The sequence below is a fragment of the Atlantibacter hermannii genome (assembly GCF_009907385.1).
GTDB classification, from domain to species: domain Bacteria; phylum Pseudomonadota; class Gammaproteobacteria; order Enterobacterales; family Enterobacteriaceae; genus Atlantibacter; species Atlantibacter hermannii_A.
Map to the genome: position 1 here is coordinate 19,234 of NZ_JAAATR010000012.1, position 24,210 is coordinate 43,443.

Annotated in this window: 24 protein-coding genes; 14 read left to right on the top strand and 10 right to left on the bottom strand. The window is 58.4% G+C overall.

Going from position 1 to position 24,210, the window contains the following annotated elements; translation table 11 throughout:
- Positions 1 to 196 precede the first annotated feature (196 nt).
- The gene (gene chaB / locus GV764_RS03985) at positions 197 to 427 is read right to left on the bottom strand and encodes a putative cation transport regulator ChaB (RefSeq protein ID WP_144129267.1); all 231 of its coding nucleotides are present in this window, start codon (positions 425 to 427) and stop codon (positions 197 to 199) included.
- 272 nt (positions 428 to 699) lie between these two features.
- On the opposite strand from chaB, the gene chaA reads away from it, so the two are divergent.
- Positions 700 to 1,803 carry a sodium-potassium/proton antiporter ChaA gene (gene chaA, locus GV764_RS03990; RefSeq protein WP_161659086.1) on the top strand — a complete coding sequence of 368 codons (1,104 nt, stop codon included), beginning with the start codon at positions 700 to 702 and terminating at the stop codon, positions 1,801 to 1,803.
- 57 nt (positions 1,804 to 1,860) lie between these two features.
- On the opposite strand, the gene kdsA is transcribed toward chaA, so the two are convergent.
- Genes kdsA through hemA form a run of 6 tightly spaced genes read right to left on the bottom strand, consistent with a single transcriptional unit; the run spans position 1,861 to position 7,174 of the window.
- On the bottom strand, positions 1,861 to 2,715 hold the full coding sequence (gene kdsA / locus GV764_RS03995) for a 3-deoxy-8-phosphooctulonate synthase (RefSeq protein ID WP_161659087.1): 855 nt from the start codon (positions 2,713 to 2,715) through the stop codon (positions 1,861 to 1,863).
- A 40-nt stretch (positions 2,716 to 2,755) separates the two neighbouring features.
- A complete protein-coding gene (sirB1, locus tag GV764_RS04000) occupies positions 2,756 to 3,565 on the bottom strand; it encodes an invasion regulator SirB1 (protein ID WP_161659088.1) in 810 nt (269 codons plus the stop codon).
- Positions 3,562 to 3,957, bottom strand: coding sequence for a SirB2 family protein (locus GV764_RS04005; protein WP_125295391.1), 396 nt, complete (start codon positions 3,955 to 3,957; stop codon positions 3,562 to 3,564). The genes sirB1 and GV764_RS04005 overlap by 4 nt, the downstream gene beginning before the upstream one ends.
- 3 nt (positions 3,958 to 3,960) lie before the next feature.
- Positions 3,961 to 4,800, bottom strand: a complete 840-nt coding sequence (prmC, locus tag GV764_RS04010; RefSeq protein ID WP_161659089.1) for a peptide chain release factor N(5)-glutamine methyltransferase — start codon at positions 4,798 to 4,800, stop codon at positions 3,961 to 3,963.
- Entirely contained in the window at positions 4,800 to 5,882 is a 1,083-nt protein-coding gene (gene prfA, locus GV764_RS04015) for a peptide chain release factor 1 (RefSeq protein ID WP_161659090.1), read from the bottom strand. Before prfA ends, prmC begins: the two co-directional genes overlap by 1 nt.
- A gap of 35 nt (positions 5,883 to 5,917) precedes the next feature.
- Positions 5,918 to 7,174: a glutamyl-tRNA reductase gene (gene hemA / locus GV764_RS04020; protein WP_161659091.1), complete on the bottom strand. Its 1,257-nt coding sequence runs from the start codon at positions 7,172 to 7,174 to the stop codon at positions 5,918 to 5,920.
- A gap of 202 nt (positions 7,175 to 7,376) precedes the next feature.
- Here hemA and lolB point away from each other — a divergent pair, with 202 nt between their 5' ends.
- From lolB to dauA, 4 genes are all read left to right on the top strand, one after another.
- Entirely contained in the window at positions 7,377 to 8,000 is a 624-nt protein-coding gene (gene lolB / locus GV764_RS04025) for a lipoprotein insertase outer membrane protein LolB (RefSeq protein ID WP_161659092.1), read from the top strand.
- Positions 8,000 to 8,860 (top strand): 4-(cytidine 5'-diphospho)-2-C-methyl-D-erythritol kinase, encoded by an 861-nt coding sequence (gene ispE, locus GV764_RS04030; RefSeq protein WP_201743058.1) that lies wholly within the window; start codon positions 8,000 to 8,002, stop codon positions 8,858 to 8,860. Before lolB ends, ispE begins: the two co-directional genes overlap by 1 nt.
- A gap of 150 nt (positions 8,861 to 9,010) precedes the next feature.
- Complete coding sequence (gene prs, locus GV764_RS04035) at positions 9,011 to 9,958, top strand: ribose-phosphate diphosphokinase (protein WP_002437209.1); 948 nt, start codon at positions 9,011 to 9,013, stop codon at positions 9,956 to 9,958.
- A gap of 121 nt (positions 9,959 to 10,079) precedes the next feature.
- A complete protein-coding gene (gene dauA / locus GV764_RS04040) occupies positions 10,080 to 11,759 on the top strand; it encodes a C4-dicarboxylic acid transporter DauA (RefSeq protein WP_161659093.1) in 1,680 nt (559 codons plus the stop codon).
- Positions 11,760 to 11,860: 101 nt separating this feature from the next.
- Here dauA and ychH read toward each other — a convergent pair whose 3' ends face one another.
- Positions 11,861 to 12,136: a stress-induced protein YchH gene (gene ychH, locus GV764_RS04045; protein WP_125295384.1), complete on the bottom strand. Its 276-nt coding sequence runs from the start codon at positions 12,134 to 12,136 to the stop codon at positions 11,861 to 11,863.
- Between the two features lie 272 nt (positions 12,137 to 12,408).
- Between ychH and pth the strand changes: the two genes are divergently transcribed.
- Both pth and ychF read left to right on the top strand, forming a co-directional pair.
- Positions 12,409 to 12,993: an aminoacyl-tRNA hydrolase gene (gene pth / locus GV764_RS04050; RefSeq protein ID WP_161659094.1), complete on the top strand. Its 585-nt coding sequence runs from the start codon at positions 12,409 to 12,411 to the stop codon at positions 12,991 to 12,993.
- Positions 12,994 to 13,131: 138 nt separating this feature from the next.
- Complete coding sequence (gene ychF / locus GV764_RS04055; RefSeq protein WP_161659095.1) at positions 13,132 to 14,223, top strand: redox-regulated ATPase YchF; 1,092 nt, start codon at positions 13,132 to 13,134, stop codon at positions 14,221 to 14,223.
- Positions 14,224 to 14,274: 51 nt separating this feature from the next.
- Here the strand turns inward: ychF and yajD are convergent, their stop codons facing one another.
- Positions 14,275 to 14,619, bottom strand: a complete 345-nt coding sequence (gene yajD / locus GV764_RS04060; RefSeq protein ID WP_161659096.1) for an HNH nuclease YajD — start codon at positions 14,617 to 14,619, stop codon at positions 14,275 to 14,277.
- Between the two features lie 156 nt (positions 14,620 to 14,775).
- Here yajD and GV764_RS04065 point away from each other — a divergent pair, with 156 nt between their 5' ends.
- The gene (locus tag GV764_RS04065) at positions 14,776 to 15,021 is read left to right on the top strand and encodes a DUF2543 family protein (protein ID WP_161659097.1); all 246 of its coding nucleotides are present in this window, start codon (positions 14,776 to 14,778) and stop codon (positions 15,019 to 15,021) included.
- A gap of 129 nt (positions 15,022 to 15,150) precedes the next feature.
- Here the strand turns inward: GV764_RS04065 and GV764_RS04070 are convergent, their stop codons facing one another.
- Positions 15,151 to 15,936 (bottom strand): DUF3750 domain-containing protein, encoded by a 786-nt coding sequence (locus GV764_RS04070; protein WP_161659098.1) that lies wholly within the window; start codon positions 15,934 to 15,936, stop codon positions 15,151 to 15,153.
- 185 nt (positions 15,937 to 16,121) lie between these two features.
- On the opposite strand from GV764_RS04070, the gene GV764_RS04075 reads away from it, so the two are divergent.
- The 6 genes from GV764_RS04075 to GV764_RS04100 form a co-directional block, all read left to right on the top strand.
- Positions 16,122 to 18,515, top strand: a complete 2,394-nt coding sequence (locus GV764_RS04075) for a phosphoketolase family protein (protein WP_161659099.1) — start codon at positions 16,122 to 16,124, stop codon at positions 18,513 to 18,515.
- Between the two features lie 225 nt (positions 18,516 to 18,740).
- On the top strand, positions 18,741 to 19,721 hold the full coding sequence (locus GV764_RS04080) for a helix-turn-helix domain-containing protein (RefSeq protein WP_161659106.1): 981 nt from the start codon (positions 18,741 to 18,743) through the stop codon (positions 19,719 to 19,721).
- 78 nt (positions 19,722 to 19,799) lie between these two features.
- The gene (gap, locus tag GV764_RS04085; RefSeq protein ID WP_161659100.1) at positions 19,800 to 20,810 is read left to right on the top strand and encodes a type I glyceraldehyde-3-phosphate dehydrogenase; all 1,011 of its coding nucleotides are present in this window, start codon (positions 19,800 to 19,802) and stop codon (positions 20,808 to 20,810) included.
- Positions 20,811 to 21,011: 201 nt separating this feature from the next.
- Complete coding sequence (locus GV764_RS04090; RefSeq protein ID WP_161659101.1) at positions 21,012 to 21,932, top strand: polyprenyl synthetase family protein; 921 nt, start codon at positions 21,012 to 21,014, stop codon at positions 21,930 to 21,932.
- 52 nt (positions 21,933 to 21,984) lie between these two features.
- Positions 21,985 to 23,022 (top strand): type 2 isopentenyl-diphosphate Delta-isomerase, encoded by a 1,038-nt coding sequence (fni, locus tag GV764_RS04095; protein ID WP_161659107.1) that lies wholly within the window; start codon positions 21,985 to 21,987, stop codon positions 23,020 to 23,022.
- Positions 23,023 to 23,024: 2 nt separating this feature from the next.
- On the top strand, positions 23,025 to 24,210 hold a 1,186-nt coding region (locus GV764_RS04100), incomplete at its 3' end, for a glycosyltransferase (protein ID WP_161659102.1).

The following is a 24,210-nucleotide window of genomic DNA, read 5'->3' on the forward strand; positions in this document are numbered from 1 at the left end:
ACTGCCACGCTTCCCTGACACCCTCTTGTCCTGTCTGCTGTTCATTTCGAAAGCCATTATCAGCAGACGATAGGCAATTAACCCAACGCTGGCAAGAGTTGAAAAATTGATTTGGCACAATTTCGGCGCAATGGAGAGGATATTGCAGGGCGCTGGCGACGCAACGCCCTGGATTATCAAACGATTAGCAGTGGATTTATTTTTTCTTATGCCACTTTTCATCATCGCCTTTTTGGTAATCATGTTTTACCGCCGCCCAGGCCACGCGGTGCGCGGTTTCTTCACGGCTGGCGTCGCCGCGCCGGTCATCGGCATCTTTATACTGATCCCAGGCGCTGTTGAACGCTTCTTTGTAGATATCCTGCGCGTGGGCAGGCAGAACGTTAGTGACGTTTTCGGGTAAGTCGCTACGGGATTTATACGGCATACACACCTCTCTTTTCAGGGACAACTTTACAGTGTGGAACAAGATGCCAGGGTTTGCCAGCCAACAGGATAAGTGTCAGAACCTTCTTATTAATTGATTGTTAGTTAAATGAATTCTAAACAAGATAACGATTTATTGCCTTCTCAGGAGAAAAATCGACACAGGCCGTAAAACTTCGTAAATATTCCCGGTGACCATACGCTTTTTTGCTATTTTATTGACCTTTCTCACAATGACTATAATGACAATACCTGCTTCTCTGGAGTAAAAAAATGACAAAAACAGTACATGAGGCGGTGAAAACCCGCCATAAGGAGTCCTCTCTCATTTTCCCGGTGATAGCACTGGCGGTGCTGGCATTTTGGGGAGCCAGCCAGTCGCTGCCAGTGGTTATCGGCATCAATGCGCTGGCGCTGGTTGCGATCCTGAGCAGCGCATTTAGCGTGGTGCGCCACGCCGATGTGCTGGCGCATCGCCTGGGCGAACCTTACGGCTCGCTGATCCTCAGCCTTTCCGTGGTTATTCTTGAAGTCAGTTTGATCTCCGCGCTGATGGCCACCGGCGATGCCGCGCCGACGCTGATGCGCGACACGCTGTACTCCATCATTATGATCGTCACCGGCGGCCTGGTGGGTTTTGCGCTGCTGCTTGGGGGACGGAAATTTGCGACGCAGCATGTGAATCTGTTCGGTATTAAGCAGTATTTGATCGCCCTGTTCCCGCTGGCGGTGATTGTGCTGGTCTTCCCGATGGCGCTGCCAGAGGCCAACTTCACGGTGGGCCAGTCGATTCTGGTGGCGCTGATTTCCGCCGCCATGTACGGGGTGTTTTTAATTATTCAGACCAAAACCCATCAGAGCCTGTTTGTTTACGAGCATGAAGATGAAGGCGACGATGACGACCCGCATCACGGCAAGCCCTCCGCGCACAGCAACGTGTGGCACGCGGCCTGGCTGGTCGTGCATCTGATTGCGGTGATTGCGGTAACCAAAATGAACGCCAGCCCGCTGGAGTCGCTGCTGACCACGCTGAATGCGCCCGTTGCCTTTACCGGCTTCCTGGTGGCGCTGCTGATCCTCTCTCCGGAAGGATTAGGGGCGATTAAAGCGGTAATGAATAATCAGGTGCAGCGCGCCATGAACCTGTTTTTCGGCTCGGTGCTGGCGACCATCTCCCTGACCGTGCCGACGGTCACGCTGATTGCCATTCTTACCGGCAACGAGCTGATTTTCGGCCTCGGCGCGCCGGAGATGATTGTGATGCTGGCCTCGCTGGTGCTGTGTCAGATTTCGTTCTCCACCGGGCGCACCAATGTGCTTAACGGCACCGCCCATCTGGCGCTGTTCGCCGCCTACCTGATGACGATATTCGCCTGACCGCCTGAACAAAAATGCCCTGCAATGTGCAGGGCATTTTTTTATCACAGCGGGAAATTAGTTTTCCGTATCCAGCTCTTCGAAGCTCTTCACCAGATCGTCAATCGCTTTCATTTGTCTGAGGAACGGCTCCAGCTTCGCCAGCGGCAGCGCGGACGGGCCGTCGCATTTCGCGTTGGCGGGATCCGGATGCGCTTCGATAAACAGACCGGCAATGCCGACCGCCATACCGGCGCGCGCCAGTTCAGTAACCTGGCCGCGACGGCCACCGGACGCTGCGCCGAACGGGTCGCGGCACTGCAGCGCGTGGGTAACGTCGAAGATCACCGGCGAGTTGCCGGAGACTTTCTTCATGACGTTGAAGCCGAGCATATCCACAACCAGGTTGTCGTAACCGAAGTTGCTGCCGCGATCGCACAGGATCACGTTGTCGTTGCCGCCTTCAATGAACTTGTCGACGATGTTGCCGACCTGGCCCGGGCTGACGAACTGCGGTTTCTTGACGTTGATTACCGCACCGGTTTTCGCCATCGCTTCCACCAGATCGGTCTGGCGAGCCAGGAACGCCGGCAGCTGGATCACGTCAACCACATCGGCCACCGGCTGCGCCTGGGAGGCTTCGTGAACGTCGGTAATCACTTTCACGCCGAAAGTCTGTTTCAGCTCCTGGAAGATTTTCATCCCTTCTTCCAGGCCCGGTCCGCGATAGGAGTGAATCGACGAGCGGTTCGCTTTATCAAAGGAGGCTTTGAATACGTAAGGGATACCGAGTTTGTCGGTCACGGTGACGTAATGTTCGCAGATGCGCATCGCCAGATCGCGTGATTCCAGAACGTTCATACCGCCAAACAGAACGAACGGCAGGTCGTTCGCTACCTTGATATCGCCAATACTCACCACTTTTTGTTTCATACGTTCGCCTTATCAGGTGTAAATCAGAAACGTGCTGCCATTAATGCAGGGTAATCTGCTTGTGAGAAATCGAATTGATTTGCGCCCGGATCATTTCGCTGATTGGGTCTTCAGGACACTGCTCAACGAAATAACTCAGATCGGTCAGGGCAATATGGTCACAGTCCAGTTGGGCATAGATCAGCCCGCGATCGCGGATTTCGTAGGGATCTTCCGGGTTGAACTGCAACAGCGCTTCGCTGGTGCGCAGCGCCAGCAGCATCTGCCGCTCTTCCATCAGCGCCGATTTCAGGGTGTCGAGCAGTTTGCGGATCACTTCCGCGTTCTCGGACTCATCAAGATCGTCAACAAACAGCTCCGCCACCGGGCTGATGTTGCCTTTGAGCCACACTTCCAGCGTATGCTCGTCGAGCGTTTCGCCGTTGAACGGGTTGATCAACCACATTTCGCCGTCCATCCAGTCGGCGCGCAGGATCAGCTGGGTCGGGAAAATCACCGGCATCAGCGGAATATCCAGTTGTTCGGCCACCCACAGCAGGATCGCCCCCAGCGCGACGGCGCTACCCTGGCGGTTCTCCAGCACTTTATCCAGCCACAGCGCGTCGGAAAGCTTGTAGACGCCCCGGGAATCCTGGAAGCCCCACTCGCCGTAAAACAGCTCCAGCAGTTTTTCCAGTTGGATATCCTGGTGCAGCCCGCCGCTGATCTCTTCACGGGCGAGCGCCACCAGCGATTGCAGCCGATCGTAGACGTCCTGCGTCGGGAAGTCGTCGCGGATCAGCTGGGAAATCAAAATCATGCCGTCGCATAACGGCGCTTTATTAAACTCGAAATCGGCTAACGACTTCATACAAACCCCAATAACGGTATCTTGGTGGTGGCCAGCTTAATCACAATGTAAATAACCACCAGGCCCAGCAGAAAGGCTATCCAGCGCACCTGCTGGCTACGCGGGCGTCGGCCCAGCGCGATAAAACCTAAAACGATGTAGATGATAACGCCAAAAAGCTTCTCAGTCAGCCATGCGCCTTGTGGGGTGAATGGGTAGAAATGGGTGATCATCACCAGCGCCACCCCGGTCACCAGCAGCAGCGTGTCGTTCACGTGTGGGACAATACGCACCCAGCGTTTGGTCGACATGGCTGACCCGCGATATTGCCACCAGTAGCGCAGAATAAACAGACTCACGGAAAGGAACGCGGTGAGAATATGCACGTGCTTAAGCGCAAAATAGGTCGCCATGACTTACTCCTGTGATGTTATTTGTCCCATGGTCAGGCGTTCGTTGCCGCCATAATCCAGACCGGTTTCTACTGCCAAAAATCCTGCTTGATGAAACAAAGCGCGTACCGCCTCGCCCTGCTGCCAGCCGTGCTCCAGCACCAGCCAGCCGCCAGGTTCAAGAAACGCGCGCGCTTCCCGAATTAAATAGTCGATATCGGCCAGCCCTGCATCAGACGCCACCAGCGCAGTCAGCGGCTCAAAGCGCACGTCGCCCTGCCGGAGGTGCGGATCTTCGCTGTCGATATAAGGGGGGTTGCTGACGATAAGCTGAAAACGGTCGCCCTGAACGGCGCTAAACCAGTCGCTTTGCCGGATATCGATATTCGCAATGTTCAGACGTGCGGCGTTACGCTGCGCCAGATCCACCGCGTCCGGCACGTTATCCACCGCGACGACCCGGCAGTCCGGGCGTTCGGACGCCAGCGCCAGCGCAATCGCGCCGGTGCCGGTCCCTAAATCGAGAATGCGGCAAGGTTCAGCGGGCAAGCGGGCCAGCGCCTGTTCCACCACGCACTCGGTATCCGGACGCGGGATCAGCGTCGCCGGGGAGACCATCAGCGGCAGCGACCAGAACTCCCGAACGCCAGTAAGATAGGCCACGGGTTCTCCCGCTGTGCGCCGGGCTAACAGCGCGTCAAGCTCGGCAAGCTGCGCCTCGGTTAGCTGCGTTTCGCCGAAGGCCAGAATAAAGGTGCGCGCTTTACCGGTTACCAGGCTCAGCAGGATCTCCGCGTCGCGACGCGGAGACTCGCTATTCACTAAGCGTGCGGCGGCCTGGCGTAACCAGTGCTGAAACTCCATTAGTCCTGCTCGGAGAGTGCGGCAAGCTGATCGGCCTGGTATTCCTGAACAATAGGCTCGATCAGCATATCCAGTTTGCCTTCCATCACCTCATCCAGACGGTACACCGTCAGGTTGATGCGGTGGTCAGTAACGCGGCCCTGCGGGAAGTTATAAGTGCGGTTGCGATCGCTGCGATCGCCGCTGCCCAACAGGTTGCGGCGAGTCGAGGCTTCCGCCTGCTGGCGCCGGGCCATTTCCGCCGCGTGGATGCGCGCGCCAAGCACCGACAGCGCTTTGGCTTTGTTTTTGTGCTGAGAACGCTCGTCCTGGCACTCCACGACAATGCCGGTCGGCAGGTGGGTAATGCGGATAGCGGAATCGGTGGTGTTGACGTGCTGACCGCCCGCACCCGAAGAGCGGAAGGTGTCGATACGCAAATCCGCCGGGTTGATATCCGGCAGCTCGGCATCCGGCAGTTCCGGCATCACCGCCACGGTACAGGCGGAAGTGTGGATACGGCCCTGGGATTCGGTGGCGGGTACACGCTGGACGCGGTGGCCGCCGGATTCGAATTTCAGACGGCCATAGACGCCGTCGCCGCTGATTTTAGCGATCACTTCTTTATAACCGCCGTGCTCGCCGTCACTGGCGCTCATAAGCTCGACCCGCCAGCGGCGTGATTCGGCGTAGCGGCTGTACATGCGGAACAGATCCCCGGCAAACAGCGCGGCTTCGTCGCCGCCGGTTCCGGCGCGCACTTCGACAAAGGCGTTGCGCTCGTCATCCGGGTCTTTCGGCAGCAGCAGAACCTGTAATTCCTGCTCCAGCTGCTCGCTTTTTTGTTTCGCTTCGTTTAACTCTTCCTGCGCCATGTCGCGCATTTCCGGGTCATCCAACAGCATCTGTGCCGTTTCGATGTCTTCCTGAACCTGTTGCCAGAGCAAAAAACAGCGCGATACATCGCTCAACTGTGCGTATTCACGGGAGAGCGCGCGAAAGCGATCCTGATCCGCGATAGTCGCAGCATCGCCAAGCAGGGCCTGAACTTCTTCATGGCGCTCCTGCAAGGCTTCTAGTTTGGCAACGATAGAAGGCTTCATAGGCGGTGTTTCACCTTATAATATGTGTTGTTGTGCTACTCCAGCCCAAGGCTGTTGCGCAGAATATGCAGGCGATCGTCATCCCCGTCACGGGCAGCCTGCTGGAGAGATTTGGTTGGCGCATGGATCAGCCGGTTGGTTAACTTCCAGGCTAAATCCTGCATGATGGCTTCGGCGTCGCCGCCTTGTTGCAGCGCAGCAATGGCACGGGCGGTGAGATCGTCACGCACCTGTTCGGCCTGACTGCGATATTCGCGAATGGTCTCACTGGCGCCCTGGGCGCGCAGCCAGGCCATAAACTCGCTGGCCTCCTGGGCTACGATGGTTTCAGCCTGCACGGCGGCGGCTTTGCGCTGCGCCAGGTTATGCTGAATGATCGATTGCAGGTCGTCCACGCTGTAGAGATAGGCGTTGGCAAGTTTGCCCACTTCCGGCTCCACGTCGCGCGGCACCGCGATATCCACCAGCAGCATCGGTTGATTGCGGCGGGCTTTTAACGCGCGCTCCACCATGCCTTTGCCAATGATGGGCAGCGGGCTGGCGGTGGAGCTGATAATAATGTCGGCTTCTTTCAGGCGTTGGTCGATCTCGCTGAGTTCAATCACGTCTGCGCCTACCTCATCCGCCAGACGCTGAGCGCGCTCGCGGGTACGGTTGGCGATGATCATTTTCGAGACGTTATGTTCGCGCAGATGGCGCGCCGCCAGTTCGATGGTCTCCCCCGCGCCGACCAGCAGCACGGTGACTTTCGAGAGCGATTCAAAGATTTGCCGCGCCAGGGTACAGGCGGCGAAGGCTACCGATACCGCGCTGGCGCCGATTTCGGTTTCGGTACGCACCCTTTTGGCCACGGAAAACGACTTCTGGAACATACGCTCCAGTTCGCTGGACTGGGTATGCCCGCGCTGGGAATCCGAAAAGGCTTTTTTGACCTGGCCAAGAATTTGCGGCTCGCCGAGCACCAGCGAATCCAGCCCGCTGGCAACGCGCATCAGATGGCTGACGGCGTCGTTGTCGTGATGCCAGTACAGGCTGTTGCGCACTTCGGCTTCATCAAGCTGGTGGTAATCGCACAGCCAGCGCACCAGACGCTCGTGAAGATCGTCCTGCTGCTCAACGCTTAAATAGAGTTCGGTACGGTTGCACGTGGATAACACCACCCCGCCCTGCACCATCGGCTGCGCCAGCAGGCTTGCCAGCGCCTGGTCGAGCGTTTCCGGCGAAAACGTAACGCGTTCTCGCAGTGAAATCGGGGCCGTTTTGTGGTTGATGCCGAGTGCTAAAAGGGTCATGTGTGCGGGAATAGTACCAGCGTTGATAAGGTTGAACCTGGTGCATCATACAGGATGAGCAGGGTCAATAAAAGAGAAGTACCTCTTTTGAATCAATCGGCGAACCGATCATTTAAGATAACTTGACCGTAGACGCATTTCTCGCTGACAGCTAGCATGAAAGGTTATCAAGCTAACCTACTTTCAAGGATTTGCCGCTATTATGATTCGCTCCCCGTTCCCGCTCATTCGACTTTTACCGCTGGCAAGCCTGATCCTGACGGCCTGCGCCGTGACAACACCAAAAGGTCCGGGGAAAAGCCCCGATTCGCCGCAATGGCAGCAGCATCAGCAGCAGGTCGCGAAGATTTCGCAGTACCAGACCCGCGGCGCATTTGCCTATCTGTCTGACCGCCAAAAAGTGTATGCGCGCTTTTTCTGGCAGCAAACCGGCCAGGATCGCTATCGCCTGCTGCTGACTAACCCGCTGGGCAGCACTGAGCTGGAGCTCAACGCGCAGCCGGGCGTGGTGCAGCTGGTGGATAGCAAAGGCCAGCGTTACACCGATACCGACGCCGAAGATATGATCGGCAAACTGACCGGGATGCCGATCCCGCTCAATAGTCTGCGCCAGTGGATCCTGGGCATTCCGGGGGACGCCACCGATTACAAGCTGGATGAAAACTATCGCCTGCGCGAGCTGAATTACAGCCAGAACGGTAAAAACTGGACCGTGACTTACGGCGGTTACGATACCCAAACCCAACCGGCGCTGCCCACTAACATGGAGCTGCGCGAAGGCGATCAGCGCATCAAGTTGAAGATGGATAGCTGGACGGTGAAATAATGCGTCGCTGGCCCTCTCCTGCAAAACTGAACCTGTTTTTGTATATCACTGGCCGTCGTCCTGACGGCTATCACGATCTCCAGACGCTGTTTCAGTTTCTGGATTACGGCGACACGCTGGATATCGACCCGCGCGCTGACGACCAAATCCGGCTGCTGAGCCCGGTGGACGGCGTGGCGGATGAAGCTAACCTGATCGTGCGCGCCGCGCGGATGCTGGCCGCCCACGCGCGCGATAACGGTTTTACCGGCCCGCTGGGCGCGGATATTGCTGTCGATAAACAACTTCCGATGGGCGGCGGGCTGGGCGGCGGGTCGTCCAACGCCGCGACGACCCTGGTGGCGCTGAACCATCTGTGGAAAACCGGTTTTAGCGATGAACAGTTGGCGCAACTCGGCGTGACGCTGGGGGCGGATGTGCCGGTATTCGTGCGCGGGCGCGCCGCGTTTGCCGAAGGCGTGGGCGAGCTGCTGACCTTTGTCGAGCCTGCTGAAAAATGGTATCTGGTGGCGCATCCTGGCGAGAGCATTTCCACGCCAGTGATTTTTGGCGATCCGGATTTGCCACGCGACACCCCGAAACGACCACTGGAAGCGTTACTAAAATGTGAATTCAGCAATGATTGCGAGGTTATCGCAAGAAAACGTTTTCGTAAGGTTGATGCCGCGCTTTCCTGGCTGTTAGAATACGCGCCGTCGCGCCTGACTGGCACAGGGGCCTGTGTATTTGCTGAATTTGACACAGAATCCGCTGCTCGCCAGGTGCTTAAGCAAGCCCCGGAATGGCTGCATGGCTTTGTCGCCAGGGGAGTTAACCGCTCTCCGCTGCATCAAGCGCTTGACGTAGTTGTTGACGAATAGCGCAGGAATTCCGGGCATACTGAGTTATGGTGACAACGTCACCCTGTTCCAGATGTTGCGCCATGCTCTTTAAATACACCGCCTGGATGGCGAGCTTCACCCGCTTAGATGCCGTCATCCACCACTGGACGCATGCCTGAGGTTCTTCTCGTGCCTGATATGAAGCTTTTTGCTGGTAACGCCACCCCGGAACTAGCACAACGTATTGCCAACCGCCTGTACACCTCCCTCGGCGACGCTGCTGTCGGTCGCTTTAGCGACGGCGAAGTCAGCGTACAAATCAATGAAAATGTACGCGGTGGTGATATTTTCATCATCCAGTCCACCTGTGCCCCCACCAACGACAACCTCATGGAACTGGTTGTGATGGTAGATGCCCTGCGTCGCGCTTCCGCAGGCCGTATTACCGCTGTGATCCCCTACTTTGGCTATGCCCGTCAGGACCGCCGCGTGCGTTCCGCGCGTGTGCCGATCACCGCAAAAGTGGTTGCTGATTTCCTGTCGAGCGTCGGCGTTGACCGCGTTCTGACGGTGGACCTGCACGCAGAACAGATCCAGGGCTTCTTTGATGTGCCGGTAGACAACGTCTTCGGTAGCCCGATTCTGCTCGAAGATATGATCCAGAAAAACCTCGACAACCCGATCGTGGTTTCCCCGGATATCGGCGGCGTAGTACGCGCACGCGCTATCGCTAAACTGCTCAACGATACCGACATGGCGATCATCGACAAACGTCGTCCGCGCGCTAACGTGTCCCAGGTGATGCACATCATCGGCGACGTGGCTGACCGCGACTGCGTGATGGTTGATGACATGATCGATACCGGCGGCACCCTGTGCAAAGCGGCGGAAGCGCTGAAAGAGCGCGGCGCGAAACGCGTCTTCGCTTATGCGACTCACCCGATTTTCTCCGGCAACGCAGTGGAAAACATCAAGAACTCCGTGATCGACGAGTTCATCGTATGTGACACCATTCCGCTGGCACCGGAAATCAAAGCGCTGGAAAAAGTCCGCACCCTGACCCTTTCCGGTATGCTGGCAGAAGCGATTCGTCGTATCAGCAACGAAGAATCCATTTCTGCAATGTTCGAACATTGATAGACATGCGTTCAGAAACCCGCTGCGGCGGGTTTTTTTTATTGCATGATGTATTTGTATGACTAATGCCTCCTTCATCTGACATACACTCAACAGATGATGCGCTCATGGATGAAACACAGTGAAAACATCTTCAATCGCCCATTTCCTGCCATTTCGCGCCCTCATCGACGCCTGCTGGCGGGAAAAATACACCGCGTCGCGCTTTAGCCGCGACGTCATTGCCGGGATCACCGTCGGGATTATTGCTATTCCGCTGGCGATGGCGCTGGCCATTGGCAGCGGCGTCGCGCCGCAGTACGGCCTGTACACTTCCGCTGTGGCCGGGATCGTCATTGCCTTAAGCGGCGGCTCGCGCTTTAGCGTCTCCGGCCCCACCGCCGCCTTTGTGGTGATCCTTTACCCGGTGGCCCAGCAGTTCGGGCTGGCGGGCCTGCTGATGGCGACGCTGATTTCCGGGCTATTTCTGGTGCTGTTCGGCCTCGCGCGCTTTGGCCGATTGATTGAATACATCCCGCTGTCCGTGACGCTGGGCTTTACCTCCGGTATCGGTATCACCATCGCCACTATGCAGATCAAAGACTTCTTTGGCCTGGAAATGGCGCATGTGCCGGAACACTATTTGCAGAAAGTCGGCGCGCTGGTGATGGCGATGCCGACCCTGAACATGGGTGATGCGGTCATCGGCATTGTGACCCTCGGCGTGCTGGTGTTCTGGCCGCGCTTCGGCATTCGCCTGCCGCCGCATCTGCCCGCGCTGCTGGCGGGCTGCGCCGTGATGGCCGTCGTGAATATGCTCGGCGGCGATGTGGCCACGATCGGCTCACGCTTCCATTACGTGCTGGCGGACGGCACCCAGGGTAGCGGCATCCCGCAACTGCTGCCGCAACTGATGCTGCCGTGGAACATTCCTGATTCCGGCTTTACGCTGAGCTGGTCATCGATTCAGGCGCTGCTGCCCGCCGCGTTTTCCATGGCGATGCTGGGCGCGATTGAGTCGCTGCTGTGCGCGGTAGTGCTCGACGGCATGACCGGCACCAAACATAACGCCAACAGCGAGTTGATCGGCCAGGGGCTGGGCAATCTGATTGCGCCGTTCTTCGGCGGCATCACCGCCACCGCGGCGATTGCCCGTTCCGCCGCCAACGTGCGCGCCGGGGCCACGTCGCCCATCGCGGCAGTTATCCATTCCCTGCTGGTGATTATGGCGCTGCTGGCGCTGGCTCCATTGCTCTCCTGGCTGCCGCTGTCGGCCATGGCGGCGCTGCTGCTGATGGTGGCGTGGAACATGAGCGAAGCCCATAAAGTGGTTAGCCTGCTGCGCCATGCGCCGAAAGACGACATTCTGGTGATGCTGCTGTGCATGTCGCTCACCGTGCTGTTCGACATGGTGATTGCCATCAGCGTCGGCATTGTGCTGGCCTCGCTGCTGTTTATGCGCCGGGTCGCGCGCATGACGCGGCTTGCGCCGCTCAACGTGACGGTGCCGGATGATGTGCTGGCGGTACGCGTTACCGGCCCGCTGTTTTTCGCCGCTGCTGAAGGGGTATTTGGCCCGCTGATGCAGCAGGCCGAAGGGAAACGTATCATCGTAATGCAGTGGGATGCGGTGCCGGTGCTGGACGCAGGCGGTCTGGATGCCCTGCAACGCTTTATCGCCCGCCTGCCGGAAGGCTGCGAGTTGCGCATCTGCCATCTGGAATTCCAGCCGCTGCGCACCCTGGCCCGCGCTCACGTCAAGCCCATCCCCGGGCGTCTGGCGTTCTTCCCCGACCGCGAGGCGGCACTCGCCGAACTGTGATCCATTACGCTGATGCGGGCCGCTGCGCCTGCATCAGCGCGTTGCGTTACAGTCAAAAAAAAACGGCCCCGCATGCGGCGCCGTCCTTTAAAATTGAGTGATTAGCTATGACGATGTTCGTCGCGGCGGCAGCGCTTATCGAAATGGCGCACCCACCAGTACCGGTCGCAAACCTGTTCATGCCCGCCAACGCGCGCGCCGGCAAGCCAGAGCACGGCACCAACGAAAATGCTTAATACCGCTCCATGGGCGAAAAACTGTGGCAGGTTGAGCTGAGGCAGCTGATTGAGGATGGAATACGCGACGCCAACGACCATGACAACTAAGCCCAACCCCATAAGAAAGTTACCGAGTAACGAAGCGTTTTTGCGTTTCATATGTCACCTCCGGAACGAAAGGGTGTGTGGGAATATCCCCATTCCTTGTGTGTAAAGTATAGACAACAGTTATGGTTCTCTGTTGCGTCTGGGATCACATTTACGCGCCTGAGCTCACAAAACTTGACATATAACTTGCTGAACTGAATGAAATTCTAATGGTTCAGCTTAGTTATTATTCAATATCTTTGCGTCACAAGCGCAGCGCTTTGTCATCACGACCTGAGCGAAGTAAACTACCCGGCGATTAACGGGCAACCTGGAATAATAACGTGACGATAAAATTGATTGTCGGCCTGGCGAACCCTGGCGCTGAGTATGCGGCGACCCGCCATAACGCCGGGGCATGGTATGTGGATTTACTTGCGGAGCGCCTGCGCGCGCCGCTGAAAGAAGAAGCCAAATTTTTTGGCTATACCTCACGGGTCTCCCTCGCGGGTGAAGATGTACGATTGCTGGTTCCCACTACCTTTATGAACCTGAGCGGCAAAGCGGTGGCGGCGATGGCGGGCTTTTACCGCATTGCGCCGGATGAGATTTTAGTGGCGCATGACGAGTTAGACCTGCCGCCCGGCGTCGCCAAATTTAAACTCGGCGGCGGCCACGGCGGGCATAACGGCCTGAAAGACATCATCAGCAAGCTGGGCAATAACCCGAATTTTCACCGCTTACGTGTGGGAATTGGTCATCCCGGCGATAAAAACAAAGTTGTTGGATTTGTACTGGGCAAACCGCCTGTCTCCGAGCAGAAATTAATTGACGACGCCGTAGACGAAGCGGCGCGCTGCACCGAGATTTGGCTGAAAGAAGGCCTGACCAAAGCCACTAACCGTTTACATGCCTTCAGGGCGCAATAGTCGGCTTTTTATCGGGGGGCGGGGTGAAATACGCCCCGAATAACGCCCGTTCGATGTATAATAGGCAAAGTTATTTATTTCCGGTCGTTGAGCCTGTTTTAACTCAATGATAATCAAGCAATTAAGGTGATCTAAACCATGGGATTCAAATGCGGTATCGTCGGCTTGCCGAACGTCGGTAAATCCACTCTGTTCAATGCGCTGACCAAAGCCGGTATTGAAGCGGCTAACTTCCCGTTCTGTACCATTGAGCCGAACACTGGCGTGGTGCCAATGCCCGATCCGCGTCTCGACAAACTGGCGGAAATCGTTAAGCCTCAGCGCATTCTGCCGACCACCATGGAATTCGTGGATATCGCGGGCCTGGTAAAAGGCGCGTCCAAAGGCGAAGGCCTGGGTAACCAGTTTCTGACCAACATCCGCGAAACCGAAGCTATCGGCCACGTGGTGCGTTGCTTTGAAAACGACAATATCATCCACGTGGCGGGTAAAGTGGATCCGGCGGAAGATATTGACGTTATCAATACCGAGCTGGCGCTGTCTGACCTGGAAACCTGCGAGCGCGCCATTCACCGCGTGCAGAAGAAAGCCAAAGGCGGCGATAAAGACGCCAAAGCGGAGCTGGCGGCGCTGGAAAAATGCCTGCCGCACCTGGAAAACGCCGGGATGCTGCGCGCGCTGGACCTGACGGCGGAAGACAAAGCGGCCATCCGCTACCTGAGCTTCCTGACCCTGAAGCCCACCATGTACATCGCCAACGTTAACGAAGACGGTTTCGAAAACAACCCGTACCTGGATAAAGTGCGTGAAATCGCCGACAAAGAAGGTTCTGTGGTGGTGCCGGTATGTGCCGCTGTGGAATCTGATATCGCCGAGCTGGACGACGCCGACCGCGAAGAATTTATGGCCGAACTGGGCATTGAAGAGCCGGGCCTGAACCGCGTGATCCGCGCCGGTTATGCCCTGCTGAACCTGCAAACCTACTTCACCGCTGGCGTGAAAGAAGTGCGCGCATGGACCATCCCGGTTGGCGCGACTGCGCCGCAGGCGGCGGGTAAAATCCATACCGACTTCGAGAAAGGCTTTATCCGTGCCCAGACCATCGCTTATGAAGATTTCATTGCTTATAAGGGTGAGCAAGGCGCTAAAGAAGCGGGCAAAATGCGCGCTGAAGGGAAGGATTACATCGTGAAGGATGGCGATGTGATGAACTTCCTGTTCAATGTCTAAGCTATTGACTGAAAACAAAAATCCACGCTACGGCGTGGATTTTTTTTACCGTTATTTTTTATTGAGCATCGACTTTAAATCGGCGAACGGATTATAGGTGGCGACTCCCACGTCTTTCTGGGCGTCCTCCCCGGCCACTACGTTGGTGCCGTACTGGTCAGCTTCGGTGTACTTCGAGTGTTCATGATCATGGCAAAACAGGCACAACAACTCCCAGTTACTGCCGTCTTCCGGGTTATTGGTGTGGTCGTGATCGATATGATGGACCGTTAATTCGCGAAGGTTCGAGTAAACAAACTCCCGCGAACAACGCCCACATACCCAGGGATAAATTTTTAACGCTTTCTCACGGTAGCCGCTTTCCAGCCGCGCGTAGTTTTTGGGGATCAGAGCCATTGTCGATGTAACCTGTAATAAAAAGAGAGAATATAACGTTGATTTTAGCAGGCTCGCGTTGTGAACAGGGAGCACTAAGTTCAACAATCGGCCCAGCGCAGATGCTGATAAAAATGCTATGCTCCAGCCCATGCTTCTTTCTCAAAGGAATTCACAATGACGTCTTCTATTCCACTGAAGTTTTATGACATCGCCGACGAGTACGCGACAGAAACAGAAATCGCCGTCACCGAAACCGAACGGGACGCCCTGGCGCACTATTTCCAGTTGCTGATCACCCGCCTGATGAATAACGAAGAAATCAGCGAAGAGGCCCAGCAGGAGATGGCTGTTGAAGCCGGGATTAATCAGGGACGTATTGATGAGATCGCGGATTTCCTCAACCAGTGGGGCAACGAGTAACGCCTGTTGGCGGCGTTATCCCGGACAGGCAAGATACTTTTCCCCGGAACGACGCACAGCCCGATCGGCATTGTATTCAAACGCGCCGTCGAGTTTTACGAATGTCACGGCGCTCAGGCGGCGCAGGATTTACTCCTCGCCCCCTTCCCTCTGCTTCTGCAAATTATCCCGCCCCACGCCGCCGATAAACGGCAATCTCAGCTTCAGCGGCGATACGTCCAGGCCGACATTCAGGCCCAGCACGTTCACCTCAAACCCCTCTTCAACCCCCAACGTCACCCCGGCAACACCCAGCACGGAAACCTGCACCCCGCGCCCTGACGGCGGTAAGCCCACCACATGGCGCAGCGAGCGAAAATCTTTGCCGATCGCATTGGCAGGCATATCCAGCTTCAGCGCCGGCACTTCGCGCCCGATATGGGCAATAAAAGTATTGCTGTTCGGTCCGGGCCAGACGCGATAGCTATCCGGCCAGGGATAAGAAGCAATCGCCGCTTCGATCTGCGGGATCATGGCTTCGGCCGTCGCCCCGCGATGCTCCACCAGCAGGCGTGGCTTCGAGCCGTACCAGTAGCCGTCCGGCGCATTGCGGTTGCGGCGCACTTTCTCACCCGAGCCCCAACTAATCACCTCGTAGCGGTTGTACTGAGTTTCTCCGGCACGCTTAAAGATGATCCACGGGTGTACCGCCACCACCCCCTTCCAGCCCCAGGTGGGCGCGGCGTAAACCTGCACCACCGCCAGCGCGGCGTTTTTACGCGGATCGGGGGCCATTCCGGCGGAATCGCTGCGGGCCGCCCACCACCCTCGCTGCGCCTGAGGATCGTGGTGATACATCGCCTGGCCGACGCTGGCGACCAGAGAGAGCAGAATGATACACAGCAGGCTGAGCGACAGCGTTTTAATCAGGATCATGGGCATCCGTTATGAAAAGGTTTTGCCTATTGTACTGGTGATTTTTTGCACAGCAATACGTGCTGCGCCGCGAATTGTCCTGAAACGCCGCCAGCCCGCGAATCTATGCCAGGCTTTAGAGGCAGTTTCTGTTAAGGAGCCTCGCCTTCTTGCTTATCTGGCATACAAGACAATATGGGGAAAGCATGACTGAAACCAACCCACTCTCCGATAGTGAAATCCAGTTAATCGATCGCTACTGGCGAGCCGCGAATTATCTTTCCGTCGGGCAAATCTATTTAATGGATAACCCCCTGCTGCGCGAACCGCTCAAACCCGAACACATTAAGCCGCGTCTGCTGGGCCACTGGGGCACCACGCCGGGCCTGAACTTTATTTACGCGCACCTTAACCGCGTCATCCGCCAGCGCGACCTGGATATGATCTATATCTGCGGACCGGGGCACGGCGGGCCAGGCATGGTCGCCAACACCTGGCTTGAAGGCAGCTACAGCGAAATTTACCCCGATATCAGCCCTGACGCCGACGGCATGAAAAAGCTGTTTAAACAATTTTCGTTCCCCGGCGGCATCCCCAGCCACGCGGCCCCCGAAACGCCGGGCTCGATCAACGAAGGCGGCGAGCTGGGCTATTCCCTGTCCCATGCCTTCGGCGCGGTGTTTGATAACCCGTCGCTGATCGCCGCCTGCGTGATTGGCGACGGAGAGGCGGAAACCGGCCCGTTGGCCTCCAGCTGGTACGGCATCAAGTTCCTGAATGCGGCACGCGACGGCGCGGTGCTGCCGATTTTGCACCTCAACGGCTATAAAATCGCTAACCCCACTATCCTCGGGCGCACCAGCGACGAAGATCTCCAGCAGCTGTTCCGGGGTTACGGCTATCAGCCGCTGATCGTCTGCGGCCATGAGCCGGAGAAAATGCACCGCCAGATGGCGGAAACCCTGGAGCACGCGCTGGAGAGCATTCGCCAGTACCAGCAGCAGGCGCGCAGCGGCAATCCCCCCGATCAACTGCCGCGCTGGCCGATGATCGCTTTGCGCAGCCCGAAAGGCTGGACCGGCCCGCAAACGGTGGACGGCAAAAAAGTCGAGGATTTCTGGCGCGCCCATCAGGTGCCGATTTCATCGTGCCGCGAGAATGACGACCACCGTCAGATCCTCGAACGCTGGATGCGCGGTTATCAGCCGGAAGATCTGTTTGACGAGCGCGGCACGCTGAGGCCTGAACTGCGCGCGCTGGCACCGGAGGGCGATAAGCGCATGGGAGCGTCGCCCTGGGCCAACGGTGGCCGTCTGCGTCGGGAGCTGGTCACCCCGGCATTACGGGACTACGCCGTGGATGTCGTTAAGCCAGGGGAAACCCAGGCGGAATCGACGTCGGCGCTGGGCGCTTATCTGGCGGGGATTTTCCAGCGCAACCCGGATAACTTCCGCCTGTTTGGCCCGGATGAAACCGCATCGAACCGCCTGAGTAAGGTGTTCGATGTCACCAGCCGTACCTGGCAGGAGCCGGTGAAACCCTATGATGAACAGCTGGCAGCGGATGGCCGGGTGATGGAAATTCTCAGCGAGCACCAGTGCCAGGGCTGGCTGGAGGGCTATCTGTTGACCGGGCGGCACGGCCTGTTTAACTGCTATGAGGCTTTTATCCACATTATTGATTCGATGTTCAACCAGCACGCCAAATGGCTGAAGATCACCCGCAAGCTGCCGTGGCGCGAGCCGGTTTCGTCGCTTAATTATCTGCTCTCCTCGCATGTCTGGCGTCAGGATCACAACGGCTATAGCCATCAGGACCCCGGTTTTATGGATCATGTGGCGAACAAAAAGGCCGATATTGTGCGCATCTATCTGCCGCCGGACGCCAACACGCTGCTGTGCGTGGCCGACCACTGCCTGAAAACCTGGGACCGCATTAACGTTATCGTGGCCGGTAAACAGCCCGCGCCCCAGTGGCTGACGCTGGACGATGCGGCGCAACACTGCGCTGCCGGGATGGGCATCTGGCAATGGGCTGGCACCGTGGCGCCAGGAGAGTCCCCGGATGTGGTGATGGCCTGCGCGGGAGACGTGCCGACCATGGAAACGCTGGCGGCGGTGGATTTACTGCGCGAGTACCTTCCCGGGCTGCGTATCCGGGTGGTCAACGTGGTGGACTTGATGGCGCTGCAAACGCAGGATGAGCATCCGCACGGGAAAAGCGAACAGGATTTCGAGGCGATTTTCACCCCCGACAGGCCGGTGATTTTTGCTTTCCACGGCTACCCGAGCCTGATCCACCGCCTGACTTACCAGCGCAACAGCCATCGCAACTTCCACGTGCGCGGGTTTATGGAAGAAGGCACCACCACCACGCCGTTTGATATGACGGTGCTCAATGAGCTGGATCGCTTTCACCTGGCGCAGGCGGCAATCCTGCGGGTGCCATCGCTACAGGGCAACGCCGACGCCATTCTTGACGCGTTGCAGGAGAAAATCGCCGCTCACCATCAGTACGTGCGCGAGCATGGCGAGGATTTACCCGAAGTACAAAACTGGAAATGGCCTTCCCAACAGGGGGAAGGCCAGGCGCCGGAGTAAGCCTGTCGTCAAAGCGTAAACGGTCTTGCTTTGCAGGCGGTGGCGCAGCCCGGGAACCATGTCATCCACCGCGCCACTACCCGCAGGGTGCCGGTGCCGCCGATTGCGGCATCGGCACTCACCCAGCCTGGTGGCCTGCTCAAATTAGCGCGGCTGGCAAAAAGCCGCGTCTCACGACTGAAAACGCCGTTTGACTTCTTTTGTAAAAAGTCTACATTTCAGGCCATGAAAACTATCCTGATTATCGTTCCTGATGGCGGCATGCTGTTCGAAGCCGCCGGTATCGCCGACATTCTGATGCAGGCCAACCGGCTGCATCCCAATACTTCCGGCGCGCCGCGCTACCGCATCACCATCGCAACCACCCAACCGCACCAGGTGATCCACGGCCAGTCGGGTCTGAACCTGCTGGCGGACCATCGTCTCACCGAGCTGGACCCGTTTGAAGCGCGCGATACCATCATGATCACCGGGCGCGGCACCCACCTGGACGAGCGCGACGCGGTGGCAAGCTGGGTGCGAATGGCTGCGCCCCATGCCCGGCGCGTGGCGTCGATTTGCGGCGGCGCGATGCTGCTGGCGCAGGCCGGTCTGCTGGATGGCCGCCGCGCCACTACCCACTGGCGTCTGCTGGAAACCATGCAGGCCACTTATCCGCAGGTGAAGGTGGAAGGCGGCCCGCTGTACGTGCAGGATGGCCCGATGTGGTCGTCCGGCGGGGTCAGCTCCGGGTTTGATTTAACCCTGGCGCTGGTGGAAGAGGATTACGGATTTACCCTCGCCCGGGACGTGGCCCAGGATATGGTGATGTACCTGCGTCGTCCCGGCGGGCAGTTGCAGTTCAGCCGCTATAAACTGGATCGGGCCGAACATGACGGTCCGGTGGGCGATCTGCAAAACTGGATCCTGGCGAACCTCGCAGAAGATCTGTCGGTGGAAAATCTGGCCCAGCGCGTGGCCATGAGCCCGCGCAACTTTACCCGGGTATTCACCCGGGAAGCCGGCGTCTCCCCTGCTCGTTACGTGGCGGAAGCGCGTCTGGCTGCGGCCCGCGACCGGCTGGAGCAGACCACCGAAACCCTGGAGCGCATCGCGCACATCACCGGTTTCGGCAGCAGCATCAATCTGCGCCGCATCTTTGAAAAACAACTGCACCTTACCCCCGGCGAATATCGCCAGCGCTTCCACTGCCGTAAAATGGCGTAAAGTGATCCTTTTTTGTCATTTACGCCAAACCGGCCGCTGACTATTCTGATGGCAGAAACGGCACATCAGGAGGTAACTATGTTAAAGATCGGCATCAACGGCTTTGGCCGCATTGGGCGCAACGTATTCCGCGCAGCACTTAACGATCCGCAGGTCGACATCGTGGCGATTAACGACCTGACCGACAGCAAAACCCTTGCGCACCTGCTGAAATATGACTCTCTGCTCGGCACCCTGCCGCTGACGGTTGAGGCAGGCGAAGGGGAACTGCGCATCGACGGCAAAGCCGTGAAAGTGTTCTCCCAACGTGACCCGGCAGACATCCCGTGGCGAAGCGTCGGCGTGGATATTGTGATTGAGGCCACCGGCTTCTTTACCGAGCGCGAAAAGGCGGCGGTGCATATCACCCACGGCGGGGCAAAGCGCGTGATTATTTCAGCCCCGGCGAAAAACGACGACATTACCCTGGTGATGGGCGTGAACCATCAGCACTACGATCCTGAAAAACATTTTGTGGTCAGCAACGGCAGTTGCACCACCAACGGGCTGGCGCCGGCGGCACAGGTACTGCACCAGCAGTTTGGCATTGAGCACGGCCTGATGAACACCACGCACGCCTACACCAACAGCCAGGCGCTGCATGACCAGCCGGAAAAAGATCTGCGCGGCGCGCGTGCCGCCGCCCTGTCGATTGTTCCCTACTCCAGCGGCGCGGCCAAAGCGCTCGGCAAAGTGATCCCGGAACTCGACGGACGGCTGACCGGCTATTCGCTGCGCGTCCCGGTGCCGGTGGTCTCGATTGTCGATTTAACCGTGACGCTGAAGCGCGATGTCACTGCTGAAGAGGTTAACGCCGCCTTCCGCGCCGCCGCGACTGACGGCCCGTTGCAGGGGATTTTGGGTTACAGCGAGGAGCCGCTGGTTTCCAGCGACTATCAGGGCGATGCCCGCTCATCGATTATCGACGGTCTTTCAACCCTGGTGATTGGCGGCAATCTGGTGAAAATCCTCGCCTGGTATGACAATGAATGGGCGTTCTCGAATCGCCTGATTGACCTGGCCCGCCTGATGGAACAGCGCGGTCTGTAAACCGTTAACCGTCGCCATCTGATTCCGCGTCAGATGGCGTTTTTCTATCGGCAGCCCAGCCCCTGTCCCGCCTGAGCCGGTTATTGCAAACTTGTACATCGTAAAGTTACAAACTTGTACACTGCTTTACTGGCAAACCCCCGCCGCGCAGTCTACGGTTAAACAAACACTACAGTCTGTTTCCATGGCGGTCCCTCATCAATGAGCGAGAATCAAAACACCCTGTCCGGTGGCGTGTCTGTCCACGAAATCAAAAGCACTATCGAGCATCACCTCAGCGGATTACTGAAGAGCTGCGACAGTAATACTGCAGTGGGCATGGCGATGCAGGAGAGCGTCTTAGGCCAGGGTAAACGGATCCGCCCCCTGATGATGATGCTGATCGCGCACGATCTGGGGTATCCGGGCGAAGAGAAGACTTTACTCGACCTCGCCTGCGCCGTGGAGATGATCCATAGCGCCTCGCTGATCCTTGACGATATCCCCTGCATGGATAACGCCGACATGCGGCGCGGCAAGCCGACCATCCACAAGAAATATGGCGAAAGCGTGGCGATCCTCGCGGCGATTGGGCTGCTCACAAAAGCCTTTGCGCAGGTCTCCGCCGCCAGCGGGCTGAGCGGCGAGCAGAAAGCGCGGGTCGTGGGCGAACTGGCAAACGCCGTGGGCGAACAGGGGCTGGTGCTCGGCCAGTTTCGCGATCTGGCGGGCGTCGGGCGTCCTCAGAATATCAACGATATTACCGCCACTAACGATTTGAAAACCGGCGTATTGTTTATTGCCATGCTCCAGGTGATCGCCCTGGCCGCCAGCGCCAGCGACGCCACCCACCAGCGGCTGTCGGCGTTCGCCACCGACTTTGGCCAGCTGTTTCAACTGCTGGACGACCTGTCAGACAGCCACTTCACCACCGGCAAGGATCGCAACAAGGATGCCGGTAAGCCTACGCTGGTGAACGTGCTGGGCCGGGAGCGGGTCTGCGATCGGGTCTATCACCATTTTCACTCCGCCAATGAGCACCTGGCCGCCGTGTGCGTGGCCGGGCAGGAAACCCGTCAGTTTATTCATGCCTGGTTAACCCTGACGCTGGCAGGTGAGAAACCCGCCATGAAAAGCGCCTGAATGTGTCCATTTGTGTATCGTTTACCAGCCAGGTTGGAGGAATACCATGGCGTTGAAACAGCAGGGAATTGTACAGAGGAAAAACGATCATCTGGACATTATCCTTAACTCCCCGCAGGACGTGACGGGGACATCCACCGGCTTTGAACACTGGCGCTTTGTGCATTGCGCCCTGCCGGAAATCGATTATCAGGCCATTGATATTTCCAGCCGGTTTCTCGGCAAAACCCTCAACGCCCCGCTGCTGATCAGTTCCATGACCGGCGGCGCGCAGCGCTCGAAATTTATCAATCACCATCTGGCGGAAGCGGCCCAGGAGCTGCGTGTGGCGATGGGCGTCGGCTCCCAGCGCATCGCCCTGGAAGGCAAGTCCGACAGCGGCATCGACAAATCGCTACGCCGACTGGCGCCGGACATCCCGCTGATGGCGAATCTGGGCGCAGCGCAGCTGGCGGGCGATAAAGGCATCGACGATGCGCGGCGGGTAGTGGAAATGATCGAAGCCGATGCGCTGATCGTCCATCTCAACCCGCTCCAGGAAATGCTGCAAGCCGATGGCGACCATGACTGGTCAGGCAAGCTTGACGCCATTGCCCGTGTCGTGCGTTACCTGGAAGTGCCCGTGGTGGTGAAGGAGGTGGGCGCAGGGATTTCAGCCGCCGTGGCGGGCCGGCTGATTGACGCAGGCGTCAGCGCCATTGACGTGGCGGGCGCGGGCGGCACCAGCTGGGCGGCGGTAGAAGGAAAGCGCGCCCAGGATGCCCATCTGCGCGCGCTGGCGATGGCGTTCGCCGACTGGGGTATCCCCACCGCCGACGCGGTCAAGGCGATTGCCGAATCTTATCCGCAAATCCCGCTTATCGCTTCCGGCGGCATCCGCAGCGGTATCGACGCGGCGAAAGCGCTACGGCTTGGGGCCAGTCTCGTCGGACAGGCGGCGGCGATCCTCGATAGCGCGACCGAATCCAGCCGGGCGGTGGTGGAGCGTTTCACCGTCACCATCGATCAGCTCAAACTGGCCTGTTTCTGTACCGGCAGCCCCAGTCTGGAGGCCCTGAAGCACGCCGACATCGTCTGGTGCGGCCGCTGACGATGAGCCATTTTGCGATTATCGTCCCGCCGCTCTACAGCCATATCCGGTCGATGGAAGCGCTGGCGCTGCACCTGAGCGGCAAAGGGCACCGCCTGACGTTTATTGCCAGCCCGGAACTGATCGCCCGCGATAATCCGCGCATCAGCGGCTGCCCGTCGCTGCCGGAGGCGATCGCGGCGGCGCAGCGGCGTTTCCGCGACCCCGCCGCCCGCACCTTTTTCCGCATCGCCGGCACGCTGGCCGGGCATACCGAGGCGCTGTGCCGCGAACTGCCGGGCCTGTTAAAGCGCTTGCAGGTTGACGGCGCGATCGTCGATCAAATGGAGCCTGCGGGCGCGCTGGTCAGCGAGTATCTGGGTCTGCCGTTTGTATCAGCGGCCTGCGCCCTGCCGGTCAACCGCGAACCGGATTTACCGCTGCCGGTGATGCCGTTCAACTATGCCGAGGATGACACCGCACGCAAGCTTTACGCGGGCAGCGAGCGGGTCTACGACCGGCTGATGCAGGCGCATTATCGGGTCATCGACCATTACAGCCGCCGCTTCGGGCTGACTGCCCGTTATCGGCTGGATCACTGCCTGTCGCCGCTGGCCCAGGTGGCGCAAGGCTCTGTGGCGTTTGATTTCCCGCGCCGCGCCCTGCCCGACCATTTTCACTATATCGGCGCGTTTCAGTCGGTGGACGCCACGCTAACCCCGCCGCGTAATCCCAAACCCGTGGTGTACGCCACCCTGGGGACGCTGCACGGGCACCACTATTCCCTGATGCGCACGCTGGCCCGCGCCTGCCATCTGGCGGGCGCCGAGGTGACGATATCCCACTGCGGCGGGCTCGACGCCGCGCAGGTCGACGGGCTGTACCGTAACGGCGCGCATCGGGTAGAAAGCTTTGTTCCCCAGCGCGAGGTGATCCTCCAGGCGGATATGATCCTGTGCCACGCCGGGTATAACACCGTGCTGGAAGGCATCGCCGCCCGACGACCGCTGCTGGTGATGCCGGTGGCGTTCGATCAGCCCGCCGTGGCGGCGCGGGTGACGTATCACAATCTGGGACGACGGGTTTCCCGGCTGGCGACCGCTTCCACCCTCGCCCGGGAAATCACCGCGCTGCTGGATGATAGCCACGGCGTCGGCAAAAACCTGGCGCAGGCCAGCCAGGCGCTGCGCGACGCGGGCGGCGCGGCGC